At 39.6% G+C, this 19,240-nt stretch carries 17 protein-coding genes and 1 pseudogene; 6 read left to right on the forward strand and 12 right to left on the reverse strand.

Annotated features, from left to right (window positions below):
* Nucleotides 1-83 precede the first annotated feature (83 nt).
* From E0H80_RS00805 to hemE, 4 genes are all read right to left on the reverse strand, one after another.
* Nucleotides 84-1,970, reverse strand: coding sequence for a DUF4105 domain-containing protein (locus tag E0H80_RS00805; protein ID WP_131362336.1), 1,887 nt, complete (start codon nucleotides 1,968-1,970; stop codon nucleotides 84-86).
* A 76-nt stretch (nucleotides 1,971-2,046) separates the two neighbouring features.
* The gene (locus E0H80_RS00810; RefSeq protein WP_131362339.1) at nucleotides 2,047-2,517 is read right to left on the reverse strand and encodes a DUF3015 family protein; all 471 of its coding nucleotides are present in this window, start codon (nucleotides 2,515-2,517) and stop codon (nucleotides 2,047-2,049) included.
* Nucleotides 2,518-2,660: 143 nt separating this feature from the next.
* Complete coding sequence (locus tag E0H80_RS00815; protein ID WP_228259943.1) at nucleotides 2,661-3,461, reverse strand: DUF817 family protein; 801 nt, start codon at nucleotides 3,459-3,461, stop codon at nucleotides 2,661-2,663.
* 39 nt (nucleotides 3,462-3,500) lie between these two features.
* Nucleotides 3,501-4,571, reverse strand: coding sequence for a uroporphyrinogen decarboxylase (gene hemE, locus E0H80_RS00820; protein WP_131362343.1), 1,071 nt, complete (start codon nucleotides 4,569-4,571; stop codon nucleotides 3,501-3,503).
* Nucleotides 4,572-4,774: 203 nt separating this feature from the next.
* On the opposite strand from hemE, the gene E0H80_RS00825 reads away from it, so the two are divergent.
* The 3 genes from E0H80_RS00825 (at nucleotide 4,775) to E0H80_RS00835 (ending at nucleotide 8,253) form a co-directional block, all read left to right on the forward strand.
* Nucleotides 4,775-6,007, forward strand: coding sequence for a L,D-transpeptidase family protein (locus E0H80_RS00825; protein ID WP_131362346.1), 1,233 nt, complete (start codon nucleotides 4,775-4,777; stop codon nucleotides 6,005-6,007).
* A 232-nt stretch (nucleotides 6,008-6,239) separates the two neighbouring features.
* On the forward strand, nucleotides 6,240-6,938 hold the full coding sequence (locus E0H80_RS00830; RefSeq protein ID WP_131362348.1) for a pirin family protein: 699 nt from the start codon (nucleotides 6,240-6,242) through the stop codon (nucleotides 6,936-6,938).
* A gap of 340 nt (nucleotides 6,939-7,278) precedes the next feature.
* Nucleotides 7,279-8,253: a N5-glutamine methyltransferase family protein gene (locus E0H80_RS00835; RefSeq protein ID WP_131362350.1), complete on the forward strand. Its 975-nt coding sequence runs from the start codon at nucleotides 7,279-7,281 to the stop codon at nucleotides 8,251-8,253.
* A gap of 182 nt (nucleotides 8,254-8,435) precedes the next feature.
* On the opposite strand, the gene E0H80_RS00840 is transcribed toward E0H80_RS00835, so the two are convergent.
* Nucleotides 8,436-8,660, reverse strand: coding sequence for a hypothetical protein (locus tag E0H80_RS00840; protein WP_228259923.1), 225 nt, complete (start codon nucleotides 8,658-8,660; stop codon nucleotides 8,436-8,438).
* Between the two features lie 31 nt (nucleotides 8,661-8,691).
* Between E0H80_RS00840 and E0H80_RS00845 the strand changes: the two genes are divergently transcribed.
* The gene (locus E0H80_RS00845) at nucleotides 8,692-9,270 is read left to right on the forward strand and encodes a hypothetical protein (protein ID WP_131362352.1); all 579 of its coding nucleotides are present in this window, start codon (nucleotides 8,692-8,694) and stop codon (nucleotides 9,268-9,270) included.
* A 572-nt stretch (nucleotides 9,271-9,842) separates the two neighbouring features.
* Here the strand turns inward: E0H80_RS00845 and E0H80_RS00850 are convergent.
* From E0H80_RS00850 to E0H80_RS00880, 7 genes and pseudogenes are all read right to left on the reverse strand, one after another.
* Nucleotides 9,843-10,952, reverse strand: coding sequence for an S-(hydroxymethyl)glutathione dehydrogenase/class III alcohol dehydrogenase (locus tag E0H80_RS00850; protein ID WP_131362354.1), 1,110 nt, complete (start codon nucleotides 10,950-10,952; stop codon nucleotides 9,843-9,845).
* A gap of 78 nt (nucleotides 10,953-11,030) precedes the next feature.
* A complete protein-coding gene (locus E0H80_RS00855) occupies nucleotides 11,031-11,912 on the reverse strand; it encodes a LysR family transcriptional regulator (protein ID WP_165494263.1) in 882 nt (293 codons plus the stop codon).
* Nucleotides 11,913-11,946: 34 nt separating this feature from the next.
* Nucleotides 11,947-12,918 (reverse strand): PDR/VanB family oxidoreductase, encoded by a 972-nt coding sequence (locus E0H80_RS00860; RefSeq protein WP_131362358.1) that lies wholly within the window; start codon nucleotides 12,916-12,918, stop codon nucleotides 11,947-11,949.
* Between the two features lie 101 nt (nucleotides 12,919-13,019).
* The gene (locus E0H80_RS00865; RefSeq protein WP_131362360.1) at nucleotides 13,020-14,174 is read right to left on the reverse strand and encodes an OmpP1/FadL family transporter; all 1,155 of its coding nucleotides are present in this window, start codon (nucleotides 14,172-14,174) and stop codon (nucleotides 13,020-13,022) included.
* Between the two features lie 30 nt (nucleotides 14,175-14,204).
* Nucleotides 14,205-15,167 (reverse strand): PDR/VanB family oxidoreductase, encoded by a 963-nt coding sequence (locus E0H80_RS17050; RefSeq protein ID WP_131362970.1) that lies wholly within the window; start codon nucleotides 15,165-15,167, stop codon nucleotides 14,205-14,207.
* 85 nt (nucleotides 15,168-15,252) lie between these two features.
* Nucleotides 15,253-16,332, reverse strand: coding sequence for an aromatic ring-hydroxylating dioxygenase subunit alpha (locus tag E0H80_RS00875; RefSeq protein ID WP_131362362.1), 1,080 nt, complete (start codon nucleotides 16,330-16,332; stop codon nucleotides 15,253-15,255).
* Nucleotides 16,333-16,677: 345 nt separating this feature from the next.
* Nucleotides 16,678-16,770, reverse strand: a pseudogene (locus E0H80_RS00880) (IS982 family transposase); the annotation flags it as partial.
* 328 nt (nucleotides 16,771-17,098) lie between these two features.
* Here E0H80_RS00880 and E0H80_RS00885 point away from each other — a divergent pair.
* Together E0H80_RS00885 and E0H80_RS00890 are read left to right on the forward strand one after the other, a co-directional pair.
* Nucleotides 17,099-18,580: a PAS domain S-box protein gene (locus E0H80_RS00885; RefSeq protein ID WP_131362364.1), complete on the forward strand. Its 1,482-nt coding sequence runs from the start codon at nucleotides 17,099-17,101 to the stop codon at nucleotides 18,578-18,580.
* Nucleotides 18,571-19,218: a response regulator transcription factor gene (locus E0H80_RS00890; RefSeq protein WP_228259924.1), complete on the forward strand. Its 648-nt coding sequence runs from the start codon at nucleotides 18,571-18,573 to the stop codon at nucleotides 19,216-19,218. The genes E0H80_RS00885 and E0H80_RS00890 overlap by 10 nt, the downstream gene beginning before the upstream one ends.
* Nucleotides 19,219-19,240 lie beyond the last annotated feature (22 nt).

A 19,240-nucleotide genomic window follows, 5' to 3' on the forward strand; every position in this document is an offset into this window, starting at 1 on the left:
AATATAACAAATTTTCAAAAAAATTACTGTGTGATCTATTTTAAGTTCTATCTAAATAATGAGAGGACGAACAGAATCTGATCTTAAAAAAAGTTTATATATCCTAAGCTGGCCTTATTCCAGTCTTTTCCATCCTGTTGTTGATATTCCCAGCCCAGTCGAATCGCGTTTTGCTGGTTCAACACATATTGCCATTGAGTATTCAATTTCAACTGCCACTGGTGTGAATCTTCCCAATACGGCAATTCCACTTGAATTAAAGAATTAATTTTATCTGACCAAATATTCTGACAGCCTAGGGTTGGACCCATAGCCACACGCCAACCTTTATCCAATGCCTTGCCGGCTTGAATATGATTTTGCAGCTGTGCATAACATAAATGCTCACGTGCCTGATCGGCATAGCTATAGCCCATTTGTACTTTTAAATTGGCAACTCCATGCTGCTCATGTTCACTAAAATTCCCACCCTGCTCTAACGCTTCTTGCTGCCAACCTAAATTAAAGCCCCAAGACAAAGGTATTTTAAACGGTGAAACAGGATTGTAGGAATTGACTGTCATCAGATCCATTTGCTCAAATTTCAGCTCATCTTCACGGTACTGTATTGCAGTGTTTAAAAATAATAGCTGTGTGCCGGTACGAAAGCCGCTCTGGGGATCTATCAGGTCATGATAGGCCTGCCTGTGTCCAAGCTCGATAAATTTTTCACCCTGCACTTCACCCGCCTCAATTGAAATATGACGTGCGTTATGACTCTGGGTCGGATCCGTTTTTGGACGCAGCGGCGACTTTCGCTGCTTTTCTACATCAAGCTGACTTCTTAAACCCAGTAACTGACGGAAACGAGACTGGGCAAAAGATTTATCGACTTTTTGTCTCAGAAAATCCAGATATAAATGGTCATAGGCCATCTCCAGAATTTTAGCCTGATCCTGCCCCGAAAACTTCTGGAGCGTTAAAGACTGTGTGTCTGTATTTGCGTATGCCACCTGATGGGCAGTTTTCGCCAAAGTTGTGCCGTGCTGTCTAGCTTGTGCCAACAATTGTGTTTCCAAAGCAGGCCGATATATTTTTTCCTTGATCAGACCTTGCTGTTCGACAACTTTCAGGGTTTCTATGGGAATAGCAGCTGAATTGAACTGTGCTTGAAGATTTAGCTCGGGACGTGCCAAGTCAAAAAGCCCGAGCAAGCGGTAAGCACAGTTGTCATTGATAAAATAATACGGGAAACTGACCTTCTGCATTTCCCACAGATGTTGAACCAGAAACTGCGTTTCTTCCGGATTTAAATTCAGCTCATATTCCCATAAATCACGACTTTCAAAGTCACCATATTCTTTAACCTTACGATAATAAGGCATCAGGGAATATTCACCTAGGTATTGTCCGGTCAAGCCTTTCCAGGCAAAAGACCAGTTGTCATTACTGTTTACTGTGGCCGCATAGTTGACCGCATACGAAATCAGGTTTAACTGCTGCTGATCTTTCGGATCCAAACGCAATAAGGTATGGCCAAACATGGAGCTGGGATTACCCATGAAATCTGTGGCATAGATTAAAGTTGCTTTATAAGGTTTAACTTGACCAATCCACTGGTCAAATTCGGGACAGCTCAGCGCCGGTAATTGCTGTTCAGAGATATTCAGTTGCTGCATCAACCAGTGACTGCGTGCCGGAAATTTACAGCGTATCGACTGATTGGGTTTGGCTGCCGTAAATAAAGCCTGGATATTCTGCTGCATTTCCCTGTTAAGATCGGTTGAGCCCTGCTCGGCCAAAAAATAGCCTGCATAATTAACCTCGCTTTTACCCTGTGCATTCGCATACATGAGGCGTTGCCAAGTCCGGGCCTGATTCAGCTGTTGGCTCTCAGCCAGATCTAGATAGGTTTGGATTTCCGGTTTTATTTCGGCTGCATGACTTAAATGGATGCAGGTCAAACCAAGCAGTAAAAAGGCATATTTCATTCAGTAATCTTATTCTCTGCAATTCTTATATTTATAAGAAAACCCTGTCAGGGTGACAGGGTTTTCAGTCAACGGCTTAGATGTAGGATTTTAATACATCATCCTTCGCCATAACCGTTTGTAGAGAGGTTAATACTTGAAGAGTATCCTGATTTTTAGCAGAATAAATTTCAGAAAAATTCTGCTTGGATACCGCAAAGAAACGGGCTTTATCTTCAGCTTTAATCTTGAGCAATTCAGCCAGCACATTCAGGCTTTCGCCCTCACCTACCGACATATCACGTGCGAGAGTTTCGGAATTTTCATTGGTAAAAGTGACCACCTGAGCGGTAACTCTTCCGCCTTGACTACATCCTAAAGTACCGAAAGTAATCCCGATCCATTGGTTAGTAAAAAGAACGTTGGTTGTTCCTGCCAGAAGTTTAGGAATGATGCCAGACTGACCTTCCCATACCTGACTACCTATACCACAACCGACATCATTATCGGCCATAGCCATACCTGAACCTGTGACCATTACAGCGGCCAGCATTATTTTTTTCAACATGCTTATTCTCCAATTATTCTCATGCAATCTTGTTATTACTCTAGTCATGTAATTTAAATTACACACTTATGAGATTAGCGTTAAGTCAAGTGCGGTGCAATGGAAAAAATGTATGATTTAGCTAAAAATAAACACTTGCTGTTCTAATGGGATTTAAGTGTCCAGGTGCCTTCGGCATGACGTGTGCCTAAAATTTTCAGCACCAATACCAGACTGAGCATTAACAGTAGATACCAGGAACCCAACTTACCCCAACCGACCATATGCCAGGCATCGACCTGACTCGGATAGAGCCAGATTTTATAAAAGGTACTGATATTTTCTGCAACCCAGATAATAAATGCCAAAACCATCAGCACGGGTAACATGGGAAGCTGAATTTGATGCTGTTGTAGCTGAAAGCGAATTTTGGTTTTCCAAAAAATAAAAATGCTCCATGCAAAGAGCAAATAACGAATATCTGGCACAAAAAATTTGCTCATGAAATTAATATACGAAAATCCTGCCAAAGCCATCATGTTAAGAAAATTAGGAAGCTTTTCGAACGATACCTGATACAGCCTTAATGAGCGGGCAAAAAAACTGCCTACTGCTGAATACATAAATCCAGCAAATACAGGTACGGTCAAAATTTTGAATATTGCAGGTTGTGGATACTGCCATGAAGCAATGTGCGGATGAGTCAGGAAAACTTCCATGACCATCGCCATAAGATGAAACAAGGCAATCACTTTGGCTTCCGACCATGATTCCAGCTTTAAATAGAGCAAGCACACTTGAATAATTAAGGCATAAAACAACAAATAGTCATAACGGAAAAAGCCGTAAAACTCTTGGCTTCCCATAGATGCGGTAATTACAAAAGCAATGAGGAGTAAAATCCCAAATAAGGCAGCCGAAGCTGCCTTAAATGAGAACTCAAAACATGATTTAACAAGACTGATCACGGTTGAATCCTAAAAAATGAGTTTACTCACACATACTTAAAGATATTTAGCGCTATATTCATGCACCGTATCAATAAATACTTTAGGATTTGCAGGATCGACCCATTGGGTAATACCATGACCTAAGTTAGCGATATAACCGGTTTTTTCACCACCTGCATAAGCATCATCCAGCATGGCTTTGGTGGCTTTTTCAATGGATGCCGGTGTGCCATATAAAGTGGCTGGATCCAGGTTTCCTTGTAAAGCAGCGCGGCTATTGACAGTTTGACGTGCCACATTCAATGATGTAGTCCAATCCAAACCTAAGGCATCGGCACCGGTTGCCAGCATCGGCTCAATCCATTGGCCGCCACCTTTAGTAAATAAAATGACCGGCACTTTACGACCTTCATTTTCACGTTTTAAACCTGCAACAATTTTCTGCATGTAGTTCAATGAAAATTCGATATATTCACGATGAGCCAGCGCTCCACCCCAACTGTCAAAAATCTGCACAGCTTGTGCACCGGCATCAATTTGCGCATTTAAATAATCAATTACGGCAATCGCCAAGCGATCAAGCAAAGCATGTAACACTTCCGGTTGGGCATACATCATCTGTTTGGTATAACGAAAATCCTTACTTGATCCACCTTCAATCATATAGGTTGCAAGCGTCCAAGGACTGCCGGAAAAACCAATTAATGGTACTTGACCGCCTAATGCAGAACGAATGGTGGTTACAGCATTCATCACATAATCTAGATCAGATTTGGCATTAAAGTTGGGTAAATTCGCCACATCCTGTTCGGTACGAATGGTTTTATGGAACTTCGGCCCTTCACCCGCTTCAAAATACAGTCCTAGCCCCAAAGCATCCGGCACAGTTAAAATATCTGAAAACAGAATGGCTGCGTCCAAGTCATAACGGCGCAAAGGTTGCAAAGTGACTTCACATGCAAAATCATTATTTTTACACAAGGAAAGAAAATCACCCGCTTTGGCACGTGTTGCGCGATATTCAGGCAAATAACGCCCTGCTTGACGCATCATCCAAACTGGTGTGCTATCTACTGGCTCACGCAGCAAAGCACGTAGAAAACGATCGTTTTTTAGAGTCGTCATTTACTTTCCCATCTCATTTTTAATCTTCAAGCCATCATAACAAAAAGCTCGAAAATTTAGTAACTTCTCTCGCCTTTAAAAAGTAATCATGGGAAATGTAAAATAATTTTTACACAAAACAAATACTGCATCTCCTCATTTTTTCTGCAATACTTGTGTAGTTTTATCAAATTGTTAATGAATAATTTTTAAGGTTGAATTCCATGTTCGTTCGCACATTGCTCGCTATGAGTTTAAGTTGCATTTTTGCGGGTACAGCGTTTGCCGCATCTACTGCTGAACAGCCCTTAAATCCCCATAAGATTGCTGATACTGCGGTTCAGGATCCGATTGATCCACTTGCAACCGAGGCGGCATCAAGCGCTCAAAGCACCGAAACCCATATTACACAACAAGAACAGCAAGACTTAAATAAGGCTTCGAAAACCTTAGAAGATCTTAAACAAACTGAAGATGAAACTGCTGCAATCGGTACTGCAGCTACGACAAAAACAGCAACGACGACAACCAATACCAGTGCTGCAGCTAAAGCATCATGGACATTGGATGGTCTGAACCAAGCTGAATGGTATGAAAATATTGGTAAGGGCCAGTTCCCGGTTTATGCACGCGCTCATGTCATGTTAAATAATGCTCATGCTTCACCAGGTGCGATTGATGGTTCAAGTGGTAAAAATACCCTCAAAGCAATTGCATCATTTCAGCAAATCAGCGGTCTTAAACCTACAGGAACTTTGACCCAGGAAACATGGGATGCTTTAGTTGCTAAACAAGGTTCTAAACCTGCATTTGTTGAATACACCCTTAGCGACGCTGACTTGAAAGGCCCTTATGCTGAATCTATTCCACACGATTATGCATTACAGGCAAAAATGAAAGGCTTGTATTACACCCGTATAACTGAAATGTTAGGTGAAAAGTTCCATATGGATGAAGACTTTTTGAAAAAGTTAAATCCTAAAGCAACCTTCAAAAAAGCCGGTGAGAAAATCATTGTTGCCAATATCCGCAACGAAGTACCTGAAGACATTCATCTGATCGTTGCGCATAAAGGTGCAAAACAACTGTACTTATTTAACAGTCGTAACCAGATGATTGGTTCATTCCCGGCGACTATCGGCAGTTCAGATACTCCTTCTCCAACAGGTACTTATAAAGTGACTGGCGTAGCACCAAATCCTTGGTATAGCTATTCACCAAGTAACTTTGTGCAAGGTAAGAATACTAAACCGCTTTCACTACCACCGGGTCCAAATGGTCCTGTTGGAAATATCTGGATTGGTTTAAGTAAAAAATCATTTGGTATTCACGGTACACCAAACCCGTCTGCAATTTCTAAAACTGCATCGCATGGTTGTATCCGTTTAACCAACTGGGATGCCAATGACTTAGGTAAGAAAGTGAAATCTGGCGTAACTGTTAAATTCCTAGAATAATCAAAATATTGATCATGCCAAAGCCTGCATTTATGTGGGCTTTTTTTTACAAAAAATAAAATGCTATTTATCTTAGAATTACCCATAATGTGATCTATTCTACATATTATAAATATTAACAAGAAAAAATAACCGTTGCATATATAGAATGATCTGTTGCTTTTATACTATTTTTATCACTTTTATAGCACGGTATTATCATTCTAATTTCAAATAATAAGGAGCATCAAAGATGAATGCTTTTTTACATCATGCTGAAAATCGAGGTCATGTTCAGGCGGGTTGGTTAGACACCAAGCATAGTTTTTCTTTTGGTAGCTGGTATAACCCCAAATACATGGGGGTCAGTGTGCTTCGCGTGATTAATGATGACACCATCGCTGCTCATAATGGTTTTGGTACCCATCCCCATGAGAATATGGAAATTTTGACCTGTGTACTCGATGGTACAATTTCGCATAAAGACAGCCTGGGTAATGAACGTCATATTACTGCGGGTGAATGGCAACTCATGAGCGCAGGAACAGGAGTTCAACATAGCGAAATGAACAATGGCGATACCCCTGTACATATGTTGCAAATCTGGATTCACCCGGATCTACAAGATGCAGAACCCAATTATCAGCAAATTCAGTGTAATCCGCATGAGCAACCAAATCAGTGGCACTTAATTGCCGGGCCAAATGACAATGCACCGATGCATATACGTCAACAAGCTGAAGTTAAAACGGCCGTCTTACACAAAGATCATCTGCTTGCTGTTGAAGCGGCCCAGCAAGTCAACTATGTGCATGTCATTTCAGGCGCAATTCAAATTGAAGACCAAATTGTAAAAGCGGGTGATGCGCTACTTTTTGCTGAAAATAATCACATCAAAGCTTTAGAAGATAGTCAATTTATCTGGTTTGATTTGCCACAGACGAAAAATTAAGATCGTACTTTGACAAATCTCCATTCGAGCTGATTATTGCCAAATAATCGGCTCGGCATGACCAAACATAATAATAAAATTAAAAACTTATTTTTATAGTTATCCTTATTTTTCATATTTTTCGCCTCTCTTCTCATGTTAAATATAAATTAAACCAATTTCCCTCATATTTTTACTTAAAAAAACCACCTATTAAGCGAATATCAATCTAGTGTATTTTTAAATAGCTCGATACAGCCTGAATTTAATATATGTCTAATTCAAGTCATAGGACTCTAAATGATTGAATAACCTCTATAGTACTGAAATAGTTTTTAAATAATTAGAAGAGAAAATTCATATGAACCAAATTTTGAATAATGTAGAAACCGCTCAACATCAGGCTTTGCTTTTTCTATTAAAATTTTTAAAACAAAAAAATTATCACTTTACGGCGATAACGCCTCTTTCACATCAGCGTATTCTTGACCGAAACAAGAATATAAAAGATAAAGATATAACTCTTCGGGATATATTCGGCTGGAATTTAGCATTTTCACAAACTGATCTCGACCGGACTCTTTTTACAATTTTAAAAGAAAATCAGCTTATTCATTTTCAAGAGGGTTATTGGTTCACAAACATCCGAGTAGCCTCACTAGAAGATCAATTGTTTATTCACTCCAGTTTTCCAACTATTCAACAAGATGCAGTTTTTTTTGGACCGGATACTTATCGCTTTGTTTATCATTTAAAACAGTATTTATCCCATAAACCTCAACCATTCAAACGCGGTCTGGAATTATGCTGCGGTACTTCTGCTGCTGCCATTACTATGGCAAAACATTATCCAGAATTTAATGAAATGATAGTGGCGGATCTTAATCCGAAAGCATTGTCATATAGCCAAATTAATGCGAAGTTTGCAGGATTAAATAATATCTATCCCATATACAGCAATTTATTTGCGAATATTGAAGGACAGTTTGACCTTATTTTTGCCAATCCGCCTTATTTGATCGATGCAGATCAACGCCAATATCGTCATGGTGGGAATGTACTAGATGGCAATGAATTATCATTTAACATTTTAAAAGAAGGACTTACAAGGATTAATCCACAGGGATGCTTATTTTTATATACCGGTGTGGCAATAAGATCAAAGGGCAATCCATTTTTAGAAGAATTAAAAAAACTGCTTACTCCTTCTTCAAATATAAAATGGTCTTATGAAGAAATTGATTCCGATGTTTTTGGCGAAGAATTAGAGCAACCGGCTTATCAGCATATTGAACGGATTGCTTTGGCTTTGGTGAAGGTGGAAGTGATGGGTTAAAAATTATTGGGATGAAAACTCAGTAAACATTGAACTTAATTTTAACTTCTATACCCAATTTAGGCAGAACTGTTTATTGAAAATAAAAACATAAAGCTCATAAGGAAGCCGAAGCTTCCCCTGAACTACTGATATTTTTATCTATATCAAGATAGATTAATTCTGATTAAAACCATGTTTAATCAAAAATTCTTGCGAATGCTTAACCAGTATTGATGATCATCACGATTGTCTAACTGATCTGGCGTATTGCAAATTGGGAATGCAACTTCGGCATTTGCCTGGACATTCCATACATTAAACCAATTTAAACCTAAACCGGCACTACTGATCTGTGCTGTGTGGGAACCGGTTAAACCTGACCATTTTTCCGCATTCAGCGTTACTTCTGCCGTATCGATAAACACTTTTGCGCCAATTTAACTCAAACTGACCAAGATGCATCAGCATCAACTATTTTCTATATATTTTGATGGCTCAACGCCGGGTACAGAACGATATGATTCTTATTTCAGTGACTTGAAAGTTACGTGCACAACCAGTAAATTTCAGAGAAAATTCTCACGATGGATAGAACAATATAATCGCTCAGGTAGACAGTACGATGAATTTATGCAGAGTGTTTACAACAAAGCACCTCTATTTGAAGTTCATTCATTTGTCATTATCCGCAAGGTCGTAAATGATCAAAATAAGGCAGCTCAATACAATGGCTTTATTGATCTGAAGGTTAATAATGTCTTGAATGAGCGTGCGGATGAAATCATCAAGCTGATTATGCGTAATTCCCACCGCAATAGCGTGATTGGCGTATTATCTAAGCGTGAGTTTGATATTCATCTAAACCACACACTTCGGTTGATTTTCTTTGTGAGAAAAGATTCATCGGATTGGATTAACTTCAGTGAAACTCAACTTTATAAAGATCTAGAATCACATTTTATTGACACGCCTGCTGATCATATTGGATTGGGCTGTTTTCCTTCAATGAACGCTGGTATTACGCCATTATTTTAAAAAATTAAAATAATTTATACAATATCAATCAGTTGCATATATTCCATCGTTTAGCCGCCTTAAAAGCGTACTTGGCAGGTACTGACTTTTGGCTTCGATATAATGATCAGCTAACGTTGAAAATCGAGCGTAATGTTAAAATGATATCTAATACCAATTTCATCTAGGAATCTGAAAACGATTAAAAATATGTCGTTTAAAACCTGAAAGTTTCGGCTTTCAGGTTATTTATGATGACTTAATTCAGGCAAGCATTACACCAGAACTAATTAGCTTAAAGTACTACAGCACGGTTATTACTTGAACTAGTGTTACGTCTACTGTTATGACTAAAGTAGGCAGAGTTCTGGTACAAATTGGTTGCGTAAAATTTTTCAAGTGAAAATTCCTAAAATTTAGTATTAGGATCAAATCAAATGATGAGATATACGTAATTACTCATGGTTAGTTCTAGCAAGGTCAAATGATTGTTTAATAGGTGGTTTAGACCGAGAATTACTCACTTTAGAGTTATATGATTAAACAACCATTTATGAATAAGTTAGCCTAACAAAGCCATCGTAAAGAAATAATCAATAATGCACCACTGAGCGGATGGACTTGCCTTCATGCATTAAATCAAAAGCATCATTAATGTGCTCCAGCCCCATGGTATGCGTCACAAAAGGTTCCAGTTGAATATCGCCTTTCATTGCCTCTTCAACCATATCTGGCAATTGCGAACGGCCTTTTACGCCCCCAAATGCAGAACCTTTCCAAGTACGGCCAGTCACCAACTGGAATGGTCGGGTTGAAATTTCCTGTCCAGCACCAGCGACACCAATAATCACCGATTGGCCCCAACCACGATGGGTACATTCCAACGCAGAACGCATAACATGCGTATTGCCAATACATTCAAAAGAATGGTCTACACCCCAGCCTGTCATTTCCACAATAACCTCTTGAACAGGACGTTCATGATCTTTCGGATTCACAAAATCTGTTGCGCCAAATTTTTCTGCTAACTTATATTTTTCAGGATTGGTATCAATTGCAATGATACGGCCGGCTTTGGCTTTTTGAGCGCCTTGAACCACAGCCAAACCAATTCCACCTAAACCAAAAACAGCTACGGTATCGCCTTCCTGAACCTTTGCCGTGTTTTTAACTGCGCCGAGGCCCGTTGTTACGCCGCAGCCCAATAAGCACACATGCTCTGGATTAGCAGCTGGATTAATTTTTGCCAAAGAAACTTCAGCAACAACAGTATATTCAGAGAAGGTTGAACAGCCCATATAATGATAAATCGGCTGACCATTATATGAAAATCTCGTCGTACCATCAGGCATTAAGCCTTTACCTTGTGTGGCACGTACAGATACGCAGAGATTGGTTTTTCCTGATGTACAAAATAAACACTCACCGCATTCTGCGGTATAAAGTGGAATGACATGATCGCCAGGCTGAACACTGGTCACGCCTTCACCGACTTCAACAACGATACCTGCACCTTCATGACCCAATACCGCTGGAAATACCCCTTCAGGGTCATCACCTGACAAGGTAAATGCATCTGTATGGCATACCCCTGTATGCGTGATTTTGACCAACACTTCGCCCGCTTTAGGCGGAGCAACATCAATTTCAACAATTTCTAATGGTTGACCTGGACCGAATGCAACCGCTGCACGTGATTTCATTAAATAACTTCCTTTTATTTAGTTTGAGGGGTTGTACACCGTTTATTGTCATCAATAAATTGACTCTAAAAACGTTTTTTATTCACAGCCAAATATTCTCTTCGATAAACGAATAAAGTTTTCAACGAGAATATAGCTTTCATTTTTACGGTGACTCAGAATAATCGGCGTGGATGCAAAAGATTCACTTAAGGGCAGAAATACGAGATCCCGACTATAATTATTAACCACGCCTTCACTCACTATTGAGACTCCCAGTCCTGCCAATACAAGCCCTAAAGCTGATTGTACATCTCGTACTGGATCAAAGAGGTTGGTTGGTGCAATCATCTTAACTGCAAAGGTTTCGAGGATATTAGACAGAAAGTTCGGTTGAGCTGTATCTGGAAATAAAATTAAGGGTTCATTGACGATGTCTTCTAAATACAGCGGTTGATTGCTTTTTTGTTGCAAGAGTGGATGCTCTTTATAAAAAGCCACATAAAGTTTTTCTTGTTTAAGAATAATTCTTTCAATCTCAGGGTCTATGAGTTTAAGCCGGCCAATCCCCACATCAATCGTGCCATTTTTTAATTTTTCAATTTGCTTCAACGTATTCATGGCTTTAACATGAATCGCGGTATCAGGATACTGGATGCGATAGTTTTTAATACAATCTGCTAGCTCACTATAAATAGTAGAACCAATAAATCCTATACGAAGGGTGTTGTTGGCTCCGCCTATTTGCTGCGTCATTTTCTTGAGGTGAATTTCACTCTGTACAATCTTTTTTGCATTTTCATAAAAATATTTGCCCGCTATTGTGAGTTCAATAGATCGAGTGTTACGTACCAATAAAGAGACTTCCAATTCTTCTTCTAAATTTTGTATAGCACGACTTAATGGCGGCTGAGCAATAAATAGTTTTTCAGCAGCTTTGGTGAAATTGAGTTCTTCCACCACTGCGATAAAATATTTCATTTGCCTGATATCCATATTATTTTGATGTTCCTTCTTAAATATCAATAATGACTTTTTTAGACTTTATTTTCGAACAACATGGCGTAAACAATGTTAGGTGATCTTGATCGTTTAAAATCATATCCTGATGGAAAAACTCTCCATCGATATAGCGCAGCGTACAAGTTCCGCAAATACCTTGTTCACATGACATGGGAACAGCATAACCCGCCTGATTGAGCACTTCCGCAATATTGTCATTCTGTAGAATGGGTATTTTTTGGCCTGTAGAGGCAATCTCAAGCACGTGTTCTTCATCTGAAGATACAGGCAGCATCACGTTCGTGTTCTTAAAACATTCTTTGTGTATAAAATGCTTATTCCAGTTCATTGAAAGCGCAGTATTTTCAACATACTGAATAAACTCGAAAGAACCACAGACATAAATATGCGTATTAATGATGTTGGATTTTAAGACTTCAGCAATCTCGAAGCCATTATTCCCTTTATTTCCGATATACGTTACATAATGACTATCACTATTCATAATCTTAAAAGCATCGATACGTTCAATAAACGGGATCTTGCTTTGCCGCGTACAATAATGAAGTTCGCACTTACGCTGATCAATTGCCAGACTCGACCACATACTCAGTATCGGCGTAATACCAATGCCACCCGCTATCAACAATACTTTCTGATCGGTATCATCCAGTTCAAAAAGATTGCGCGGTTCAGTAATCGTGAGAATATCTCCCACTTTCAACTTGCGATGAATATAGCCTGACCCCCCTTTTGAGGTCGGACTATGGAGCACACCTATTTCATAATAACGGCGATCCTGTAAGGGACTGATCAAAGAGTATTGCCGTACTTTGCCACTGGGAAGATGGACATCGATATGCGCCCCACTGTTAAAGCTAGGCAGCAGCTTGCTATGAATCGGATACAATTGAATACTGATAATATTCTCAGATTCATAGCGAATTTGTTGTACGCGTACATCTATCATTTGATTAACTGTCAACCTATGTCCATCTAAGTATATGAGGGTTTAAAGACCATGATCACTCGCTTTAATAATCTTCATTAAATAGTGTTCATCGCGCTTTAAACCATCAGAAAAAACTAAAATGCCTTTGAAAATCCTAAGGTCAAGGTATGATTTTCATTTTTTAGATTTGTCCCTGTGCTTTGCTTGGTTCCTTCCTCAGATGAAGAAAAATCATACTCATAAGCCAGATTGAAATCAGCAAAATTAAAACGGTGCCCATATCCAAGCGTCATTGCCTGAGGCGCTATCGCATTTGTGTAAACATTGGCATTGCTAAAGTCCCTATCCAAAAAACTATTGGCATGACTATAACCAGCTCTCAAACTTGAAACGTCATTGACTTTATAATCTGCGCCAATTCGGTACACCGTTTGATTTTTCCAATTAAAGGCAGTTGCTTGACCAAATCCATCGCTATCCTGCCAATTAATTTTCAACACATCAAAGCCAATTTTAAGATCTTCACGCGGTTGATAAGCGAATCCGATGCCGAACCTCATTGGTAAATTTAAGCGACCATCACTGGCTAAAAGCAGATCATCTTCATAGCCATCCAGTTTTGAAAAAACTGTTTCACTAATAAAGGATGCTCCAGCTGTCCATTGCGGTTGAAACTGCCATGTCGCGCCAAATGCGTAGCCATAACCCAATGCCCATTGATTGCCGTGTCCAGGGAGTTCTATGGCTTGCTGGTTGGAATCCACTCCCACAATAACGCCCTTCGCTCTGAATTGCTGCACACCCAAGTGAATCGCTGCACCAACACTCAGCTCTGGATTAATTTTATAAGACACGATCGGATTAATCGTGGCCATCGCAAGATTATCTTTGGCTGTCGCATTTTGCTCATCAGCAGTAATCGCCTGCTTATAATCTACTGATGCACCTGAGCCCACAACGGCAACACCATAGCTGAGTTGTTCTCCTGCATGCTGCACAACAGCAAGACTGGGTACAGGAACATACTGATTACTTTTATATTGACTATTTGGATCAATAAAACTTGCTTCTGAGCGAATATTAAGCAAAGACATTTGAATATCACCACCAGATAGCTGGTAGGATAAATTGGCTGGATTATCAGCAATCGAAGATCGGTCAAAACCTCCCCCGTAGCTGACACCGCCCATACCACTTGAAACCTGACCTGTTGCTGTGAGTAATGTTCCGTTATACGCATATATAGCAGGTGATAAAACGCTCAACATAATCACTGTTATTTTTTTCATTATTTATATCCATATAATTTGATTTATCCTTTAAATATCTAATTCCAACACTTTACTCCGGGCGCGGGAAACACAGATCAACATGGTCTGATTGGTCTGTTTTTCACTATCGCTCAAAATCATGTCCAAATGATCTGGCTCACCCTTTAAAACCTTACATTCACACGCTCGACAGATACCTGCGCGGCAGGAAAAAGGAACATCTATTCCTGATTCTTCAATGGCCTCTAGAATAGATTGCTCTGATCTGACGATGATTTCATGTCCCGACTTTGCCAATTTAACCCTAAAGTCTGCAATAGAGTTTTCAGCATCAAGCGCTGGCTCCGCTAACTTAGGCGCACTAAACCATTCAAAGTGCAACCGATCAGCTGGCGCTTCCGGCATATCCTTAAGTGCCAACATGAGCGGATTTGGGCCGCAACAGTAAATGTGCTCACCCTCGTCTAAACCCAGCACGATTTCTCTTAAGTCCAATAAATTTTCGTGTTCATCATTGAAGTGAAAATTAATATTTTTGAGTTGATTCAATGCCTGTAAATTTTCATAAAAAGCCGCACGTTGTTTGCTGCGAACGGCATAATATAATCGCCATTTTTTCTGATGAGCAATACACCAGTGAATCATGGCTAATATAGGTGTAATACCAATTCCACCGGCAATGAAACAGTATTGTTCGGCATCAGCGAGTGGAAAATTATTGCGAGGTGTACTGACGGAGACAAAGTCTCCCACTTTCAGTTTTTGATGAATGAATTGAGATCCACCTCGGCTATTTACATCTAAACTTATTGCAACCACATAACGCGTTCGCTCAGCAGGATCATTGAGTAATGAATAATGCCGAACCAATCCATTCTTCAAATAAAATTCTAAATGTGAACCCGCTGTAAATGCAGGCAATTCGTCATTTTTTTCACTTCTCAATTCAAGCAGCAAGGTATCTTTTGCTTCACAGCGAATATCGTGAACTTTTAACTTTAATTTATGCATATCCACTATTTACAATCCTTTGACAATATTTCATCTCAGTACTTATCGGGTGGATAAGTACTCCTTTGATCAGTTGAACCATAAATTAGGCAGGGTTGTGCTGATTTTCCTGTTCGATGAGCTCTAATAATTTTTTGCGCACACGCACAGGAGCAATATCATTCGACATTAAAACAGGGTTAAGAGAGAAGAAATCTGTAGACACCATCTCATCTTGAACAGCCTCAAGTAATGGCACATCTTCATCTTCAAATGCACGATGCATATTTTGAATTTTCATCACATTAAAACTTGCATCTTCTTCAATATGGTTACGTCGAGTCGCGAAAAAATAATGCGTGGTATTTTCAGTTTCTGGCGTAGTGGTATGTAGGTCATATTGGTTTAAATCATCCACACCAAACTCACCATTCTGTACCGCTGCCACTGTCAATTGAATATGCGAAGGTGCAGTCCAGATGATATTGAAATACTGTTCTGCCGATTCGTGTGGTGACGGTAATAATGGAGCAAAGATCATCATTGCCGGTTGTTGTTCCCACTCCCAGCGTGCAGCAATACTGTTATGTGTTTCAGTCACTTTAGGAACAAGCGGCGACAACTTTCCTCGCGTTGTAATAATTTCACCATGTACATGATCTATATGGCTCAGATCCATAACATTGTCAGTTAATAGCTCAAAGTTGCATTTCACATGCATATAGGTATGACCGACTGAATTCTCATGTCCAGACACCAGTTCACTATAATCTGGAATTAACTCATCATCAGCGCTATCCGCATCACCCATCCATATCCATAAAAAGCCATAACGCTCTACCAAGGGAAATGTCTGAACCTTTGCAGCAGTTGGAATATGTCCCTTGCCATGCGGGTTATGGGTACATTGGCCAGTCGAGTTAAATTTTAGAGCATGATAAGGACAAACTAATTCATCTCCGTCTCTCTTACCTAAACTGAGCGGTGCAAAGCGATGAGGACAACGATCTTGTAATGCAACGGGTTCTCCAGCTTGAGTTCGATACATGACAACGTTAGTATTCATGATCTTGCGTTTAAAAAGATTAAACGCATCTACGTCCGTAGATAATGCGGCCACATACCAACAGTTCTTTAAAAAAGTATGATCTAGCTGGGGTTGTGTTTTAAAAATCATCTTATTCATTTAGCTTTTCCTTGCTAGTTGATTCGGCTTTTTATTAATCCATTTATATTTTTAGATGAATTCAAATACACTTGCCAATATCAAATATCTCTCACTGAAATACCCTCAGGGTATAAGTTTCATTATGCGAATTTTCTGATTGAATTAAGCCACTTATCAAATCATAAAATCACTATAAGAATCAGAAGCTTTATTACATAAAATTATGAACGCGTACTCAATACAAGTCGTACTTAAACCAAAACTTCTATCAGTTGAGTTGTTAGCTTATTTTTGTGACAAAGCGGACAGGTGCATAACGAAACTTAAATTCCTAACAAATAGCCAGAAATACTATAAATTTTACCCATCGTCTTGTTTGAGGAATTGCCAATATGTTGCTTCAAATTTAAGAAAGAAGTCATCAACTACACAGAATAATTCGATACTATTAAACATCAGGACTAGAGTTATGAGTTTTGTGTGGTAACTCAACTGATGGCTCTCGTCCTCTTATTTTTCAAGTCAATTTATTATCCGCGATTCGGGTTAATTAAAAACTGCAAGTCAAGAAGTTATGGAATAAATCTTGCTTATACTTCTATAAGTTTAAACATATTTGTTTTCTGATTGGATTTATACTTTTTGAGTATGTAATTAGACTTTTATTCGCATTGCATAATCTTGAAATTGTACTCAATATAAAAGACAAAATTAGAAATGTTTAAATGGAATGAAATACTCCTTCTACCAGATAGCAGGACGCCATCTAGCGTAAGGACCGGAAATGACAAGTGTTAATTATTATCAAACCATCTTTGACAAAGCTGGTGATGCGATTTTTGTTCATGACATAGACAGTATCGATTTCATGGATGCCAATGAAGCAGCTGAAGCCTTGACAGGTTATAGCAAATCCGAATTAACCCAGATGAGTGTGGAAAAGATTAGTGCACATAGTCATGGTTTTGATTTTCAACATGCTTTAAGGAAAGTCCATCAGGCTGCTAGTCATGAAGCCATCACATTTGAGTGGCTCATTCAGACTCAAGATCTGCGTCATATCCCTGTTGAGGTGTGTCTGAAAATTGTAGAGATCGAGCAGCAGCCCAAAATGCTAGCGCTCGTCCGCAACATCAGTGAAATCAAGAAATACCAGTATCAGCTTCAATCTAAAGATCAATATTTTAAGATGTTGCTAGAAAACTCTGGAGATGGCATTGCGATTTTAGATACTCAAGGAAAATTGCTCTATGCCAGCCCTTCCCTTCAGCGTATTTTGGGATATCGTGACCGTTTTGTCCTCAATAAAAATGTTTTAAGCGTGATTCATCCCGATGATCGGATGGATGTAAGACAACTACTGTTTAGACAGCCAGCAGATGATGGTGTAGGAACGATCCATTATAAAATCCTGCACCACAATGGTAAGTGGTGCCATCATGAAGCGACTTTCAGAAATCTACTTGACCATCCTGACATTCAAGGCATTTTAATTAATTACCGAGATATTACTGAACGTATCGACGCTGAAAATACAGCGCGGGCTCGAGAAAAACAATTGGGCCATATGTCCCGCTGCAAAACGATGGGCGAACTTTCGACTGCATTGGCACATGAGTTGAATCAGCCTTTGGCGGCACTGAATAATTATGTCGGTGGGAGTATTATTCGCATCCAAAACGGTTTGGCGAATACCAAGGAAACCATTGATGCCCTGAATGCTGCATTAAATCAAACCCACCGCGTGAATGGTATTATTCACAGTATGCGTAGCTTCTTGAGAAAAGGTGAAGCAAATTTTAAAATCCATTCATTGAATCGTCTGATTCAGGATTTAAATCCGCTCATTAATCTCAAAGCAGATCAAGGCGGATGCACCATTCATTATGAATTGGGTGTGTCTCCAATGAGTATTTCTGCTGATGAGACATTATTCAGTCAAGTTATTATCAATCTGGTCTTTAATGCTGTCGATGCATTACAAAAAAATCCTGAAGGTCAGCGCGATATTTTTATCCGTACTTGGCAGCACCATCAACACGCAAGAATTGCGATCGCTGATAATGGTCCAGGGCTACAAGGACAAAATCCTGAACAGTTATTTGAATCATTTTATTCAAGTAAAACAGACAGTATGGGCATAGGATTAACCTTGTCTCGCAGCATCATCGAAAACCATCAAGGTTATTTATGGGTTTGTGAAGGCGAATCAGGCGCCATCTTCAATATTTCTTTGGCAGCACAGGAGCGTGCAAAATGTATATGACCAATCCGCATGTCGCAGAACCAATCGTATATGTCATTGATGACGACCAAGACATTTGTAACTCTTTAACCTGGCTTTTGGAGTCTGTTCAACTCGAGGCCAAAACATTCAACAGCGCGACGGAGTTTTTAAGCTACCAGCGTCCCCATACGCCTGCCTGTTTGATTCTGGATATGCGGATGCGTGGGATGAGCGGCTTGCAGTTACAGCAGCAGCTGAATCAGCAAAAGATCAGTATACCGATTATCTTTATGACCGGTCATGGCGATATTCCGATGTCCGTCAATGCCATGAAGGCGGGTGCGTTCGATTTTTTGGAAAAGCCGTTTAACCCGCAGCATATGCTCAATCAAATCCAATCCTGTTTACAGCAGGCAGAAGTTGATTTTTTAGCCGCTGAAAAACGTGAGCTACAAAGATCTAAATTGAAATCCCTGTCCCCACGTGAGAATGAAATCATTAATTTATTGGTCGATGGCTTGTCGAGTAAACATATTGCTCAAATGCTGAATATCAGCCATAAAACTGTCGAGATTCATCGCACGCATATCCGACAAAAACTAGGCACCGAGTCAATTGCGCAGATCGTCAATATGGTGTTGATATGTCGAGATAAAACTTTGCAAGCGATGGTTTAAAACCGTCACCTGCAAGCTAAAT

The sequence above is a fragment of the Acinetobacter sp. ANC 4779 genome (genome assembly GCF_004331055.1).
Taxonomy (GTDB): Bacteria; Pseudomonadota; Gammaproteobacteria; order Pseudomonadales; family Moraxellaceae; genus Acinetobacter.

Excerpts from the sequence above, each read along its gene's own strand:
- E0H80_RS00805 (WP_131362336.1), bottom strand. The coding sequence starts at position 1,970 with ATGAAATATGCCTTTTTACTGCTTGGTTTGACCTGCATCCATTTAAGT.
- E0H80_RS00810 (WP_131362339.1), bottom strand. The coding sequence starts at position 2,517 with ATGTTGAAAAAAATAATGCTGGCCGCTGTAATGGTCACAGGTTCAGGT.
- hemE (WP_131362343.1), bottom strand. The coding sequence starts at position 4,571 with ATGACGACTCTAAAAAACGATCGTTTTCTACGTGCTTTGCTGCGTGAG.
- E0H80_RS00825 (WP_131362346.1), top strand. The coding sequence starts at position 4,775 with ATGTTCGTTCGCACATTGCTCGCTATGAGTTTAAGTTGCATTTTTGCG.
- E0H80_RS00830 (WP_131362348.1), top strand. The coding sequence starts at position 6,240 with ATGAATGCTTTTTTACATCATGCTGAAAATCGAGGTCATGTTCAGGCG.
- E0H80_RS00835 (WP_131362350.1), top strand. The coding sequence starts at position 7,279 with ATGAACCAAATTTTGAATAATGTAGAAACCGCTCAACATCAGGCTTTG.
- E0H80_RS00845 (WP_131362352.1), top strand. The coding sequence starts at position 8,692 with ATGCATCAGCATCAACTATTTTCTATATATTTTGATGGCTCAACGCCG.
- E0H80_RS00850 (WP_131362354.1), bottom strand. The coding sequence starts at position 10,952 with ATGAAATCACGTGCAGCGGTTGCATTCGGTCCAGGTCAACCATTAGAA.
- E0H80_RS00855 (WP_165494263.1), bottom strand. The coding sequence starts at position 11,912 with ATGAAATATTTTATCGCAGTGGTGGAAGAACTCAATTTCACCAAAGCT.
- E0H80_RS00865 (WP_131362360.1), bottom strand. The coding sequence starts at position 14,174 with ATGAAAAAAATAACAGTGATTATGTTGAGCGTTTTATCACCTGCTATA.
- E0H80_RS17050 (WP_131362970.1), bottom strand. The coding sequence starts at position 15,167 with ATGCATAAATTAAAGTTAAAAGTTCACGATATTCGCTGTGAAGCAAAA.
- E0H80_RS00875 (WP_131362362.1), bottom strand. The coding sequence starts at position 16,332 with ATGAATAAGATGATTTTTAAAACACAACCCCAGCTAGATCATACTTTT.
- E0H80_RS00885 (WP_131362364.1), top strand. The coding sequence starts at position 17,099 with ATGACAAGTGTTAATTATTATCAAACCATCTTTGACAAAGCTGGTGAT.
- E0H80_RS00890 (WP_228259924.1), top strand. The coding sequence starts at position 18,571 with ATGTATATGACCAATCCGCATGTCGCAGAACCAATCGTATATGTCATT.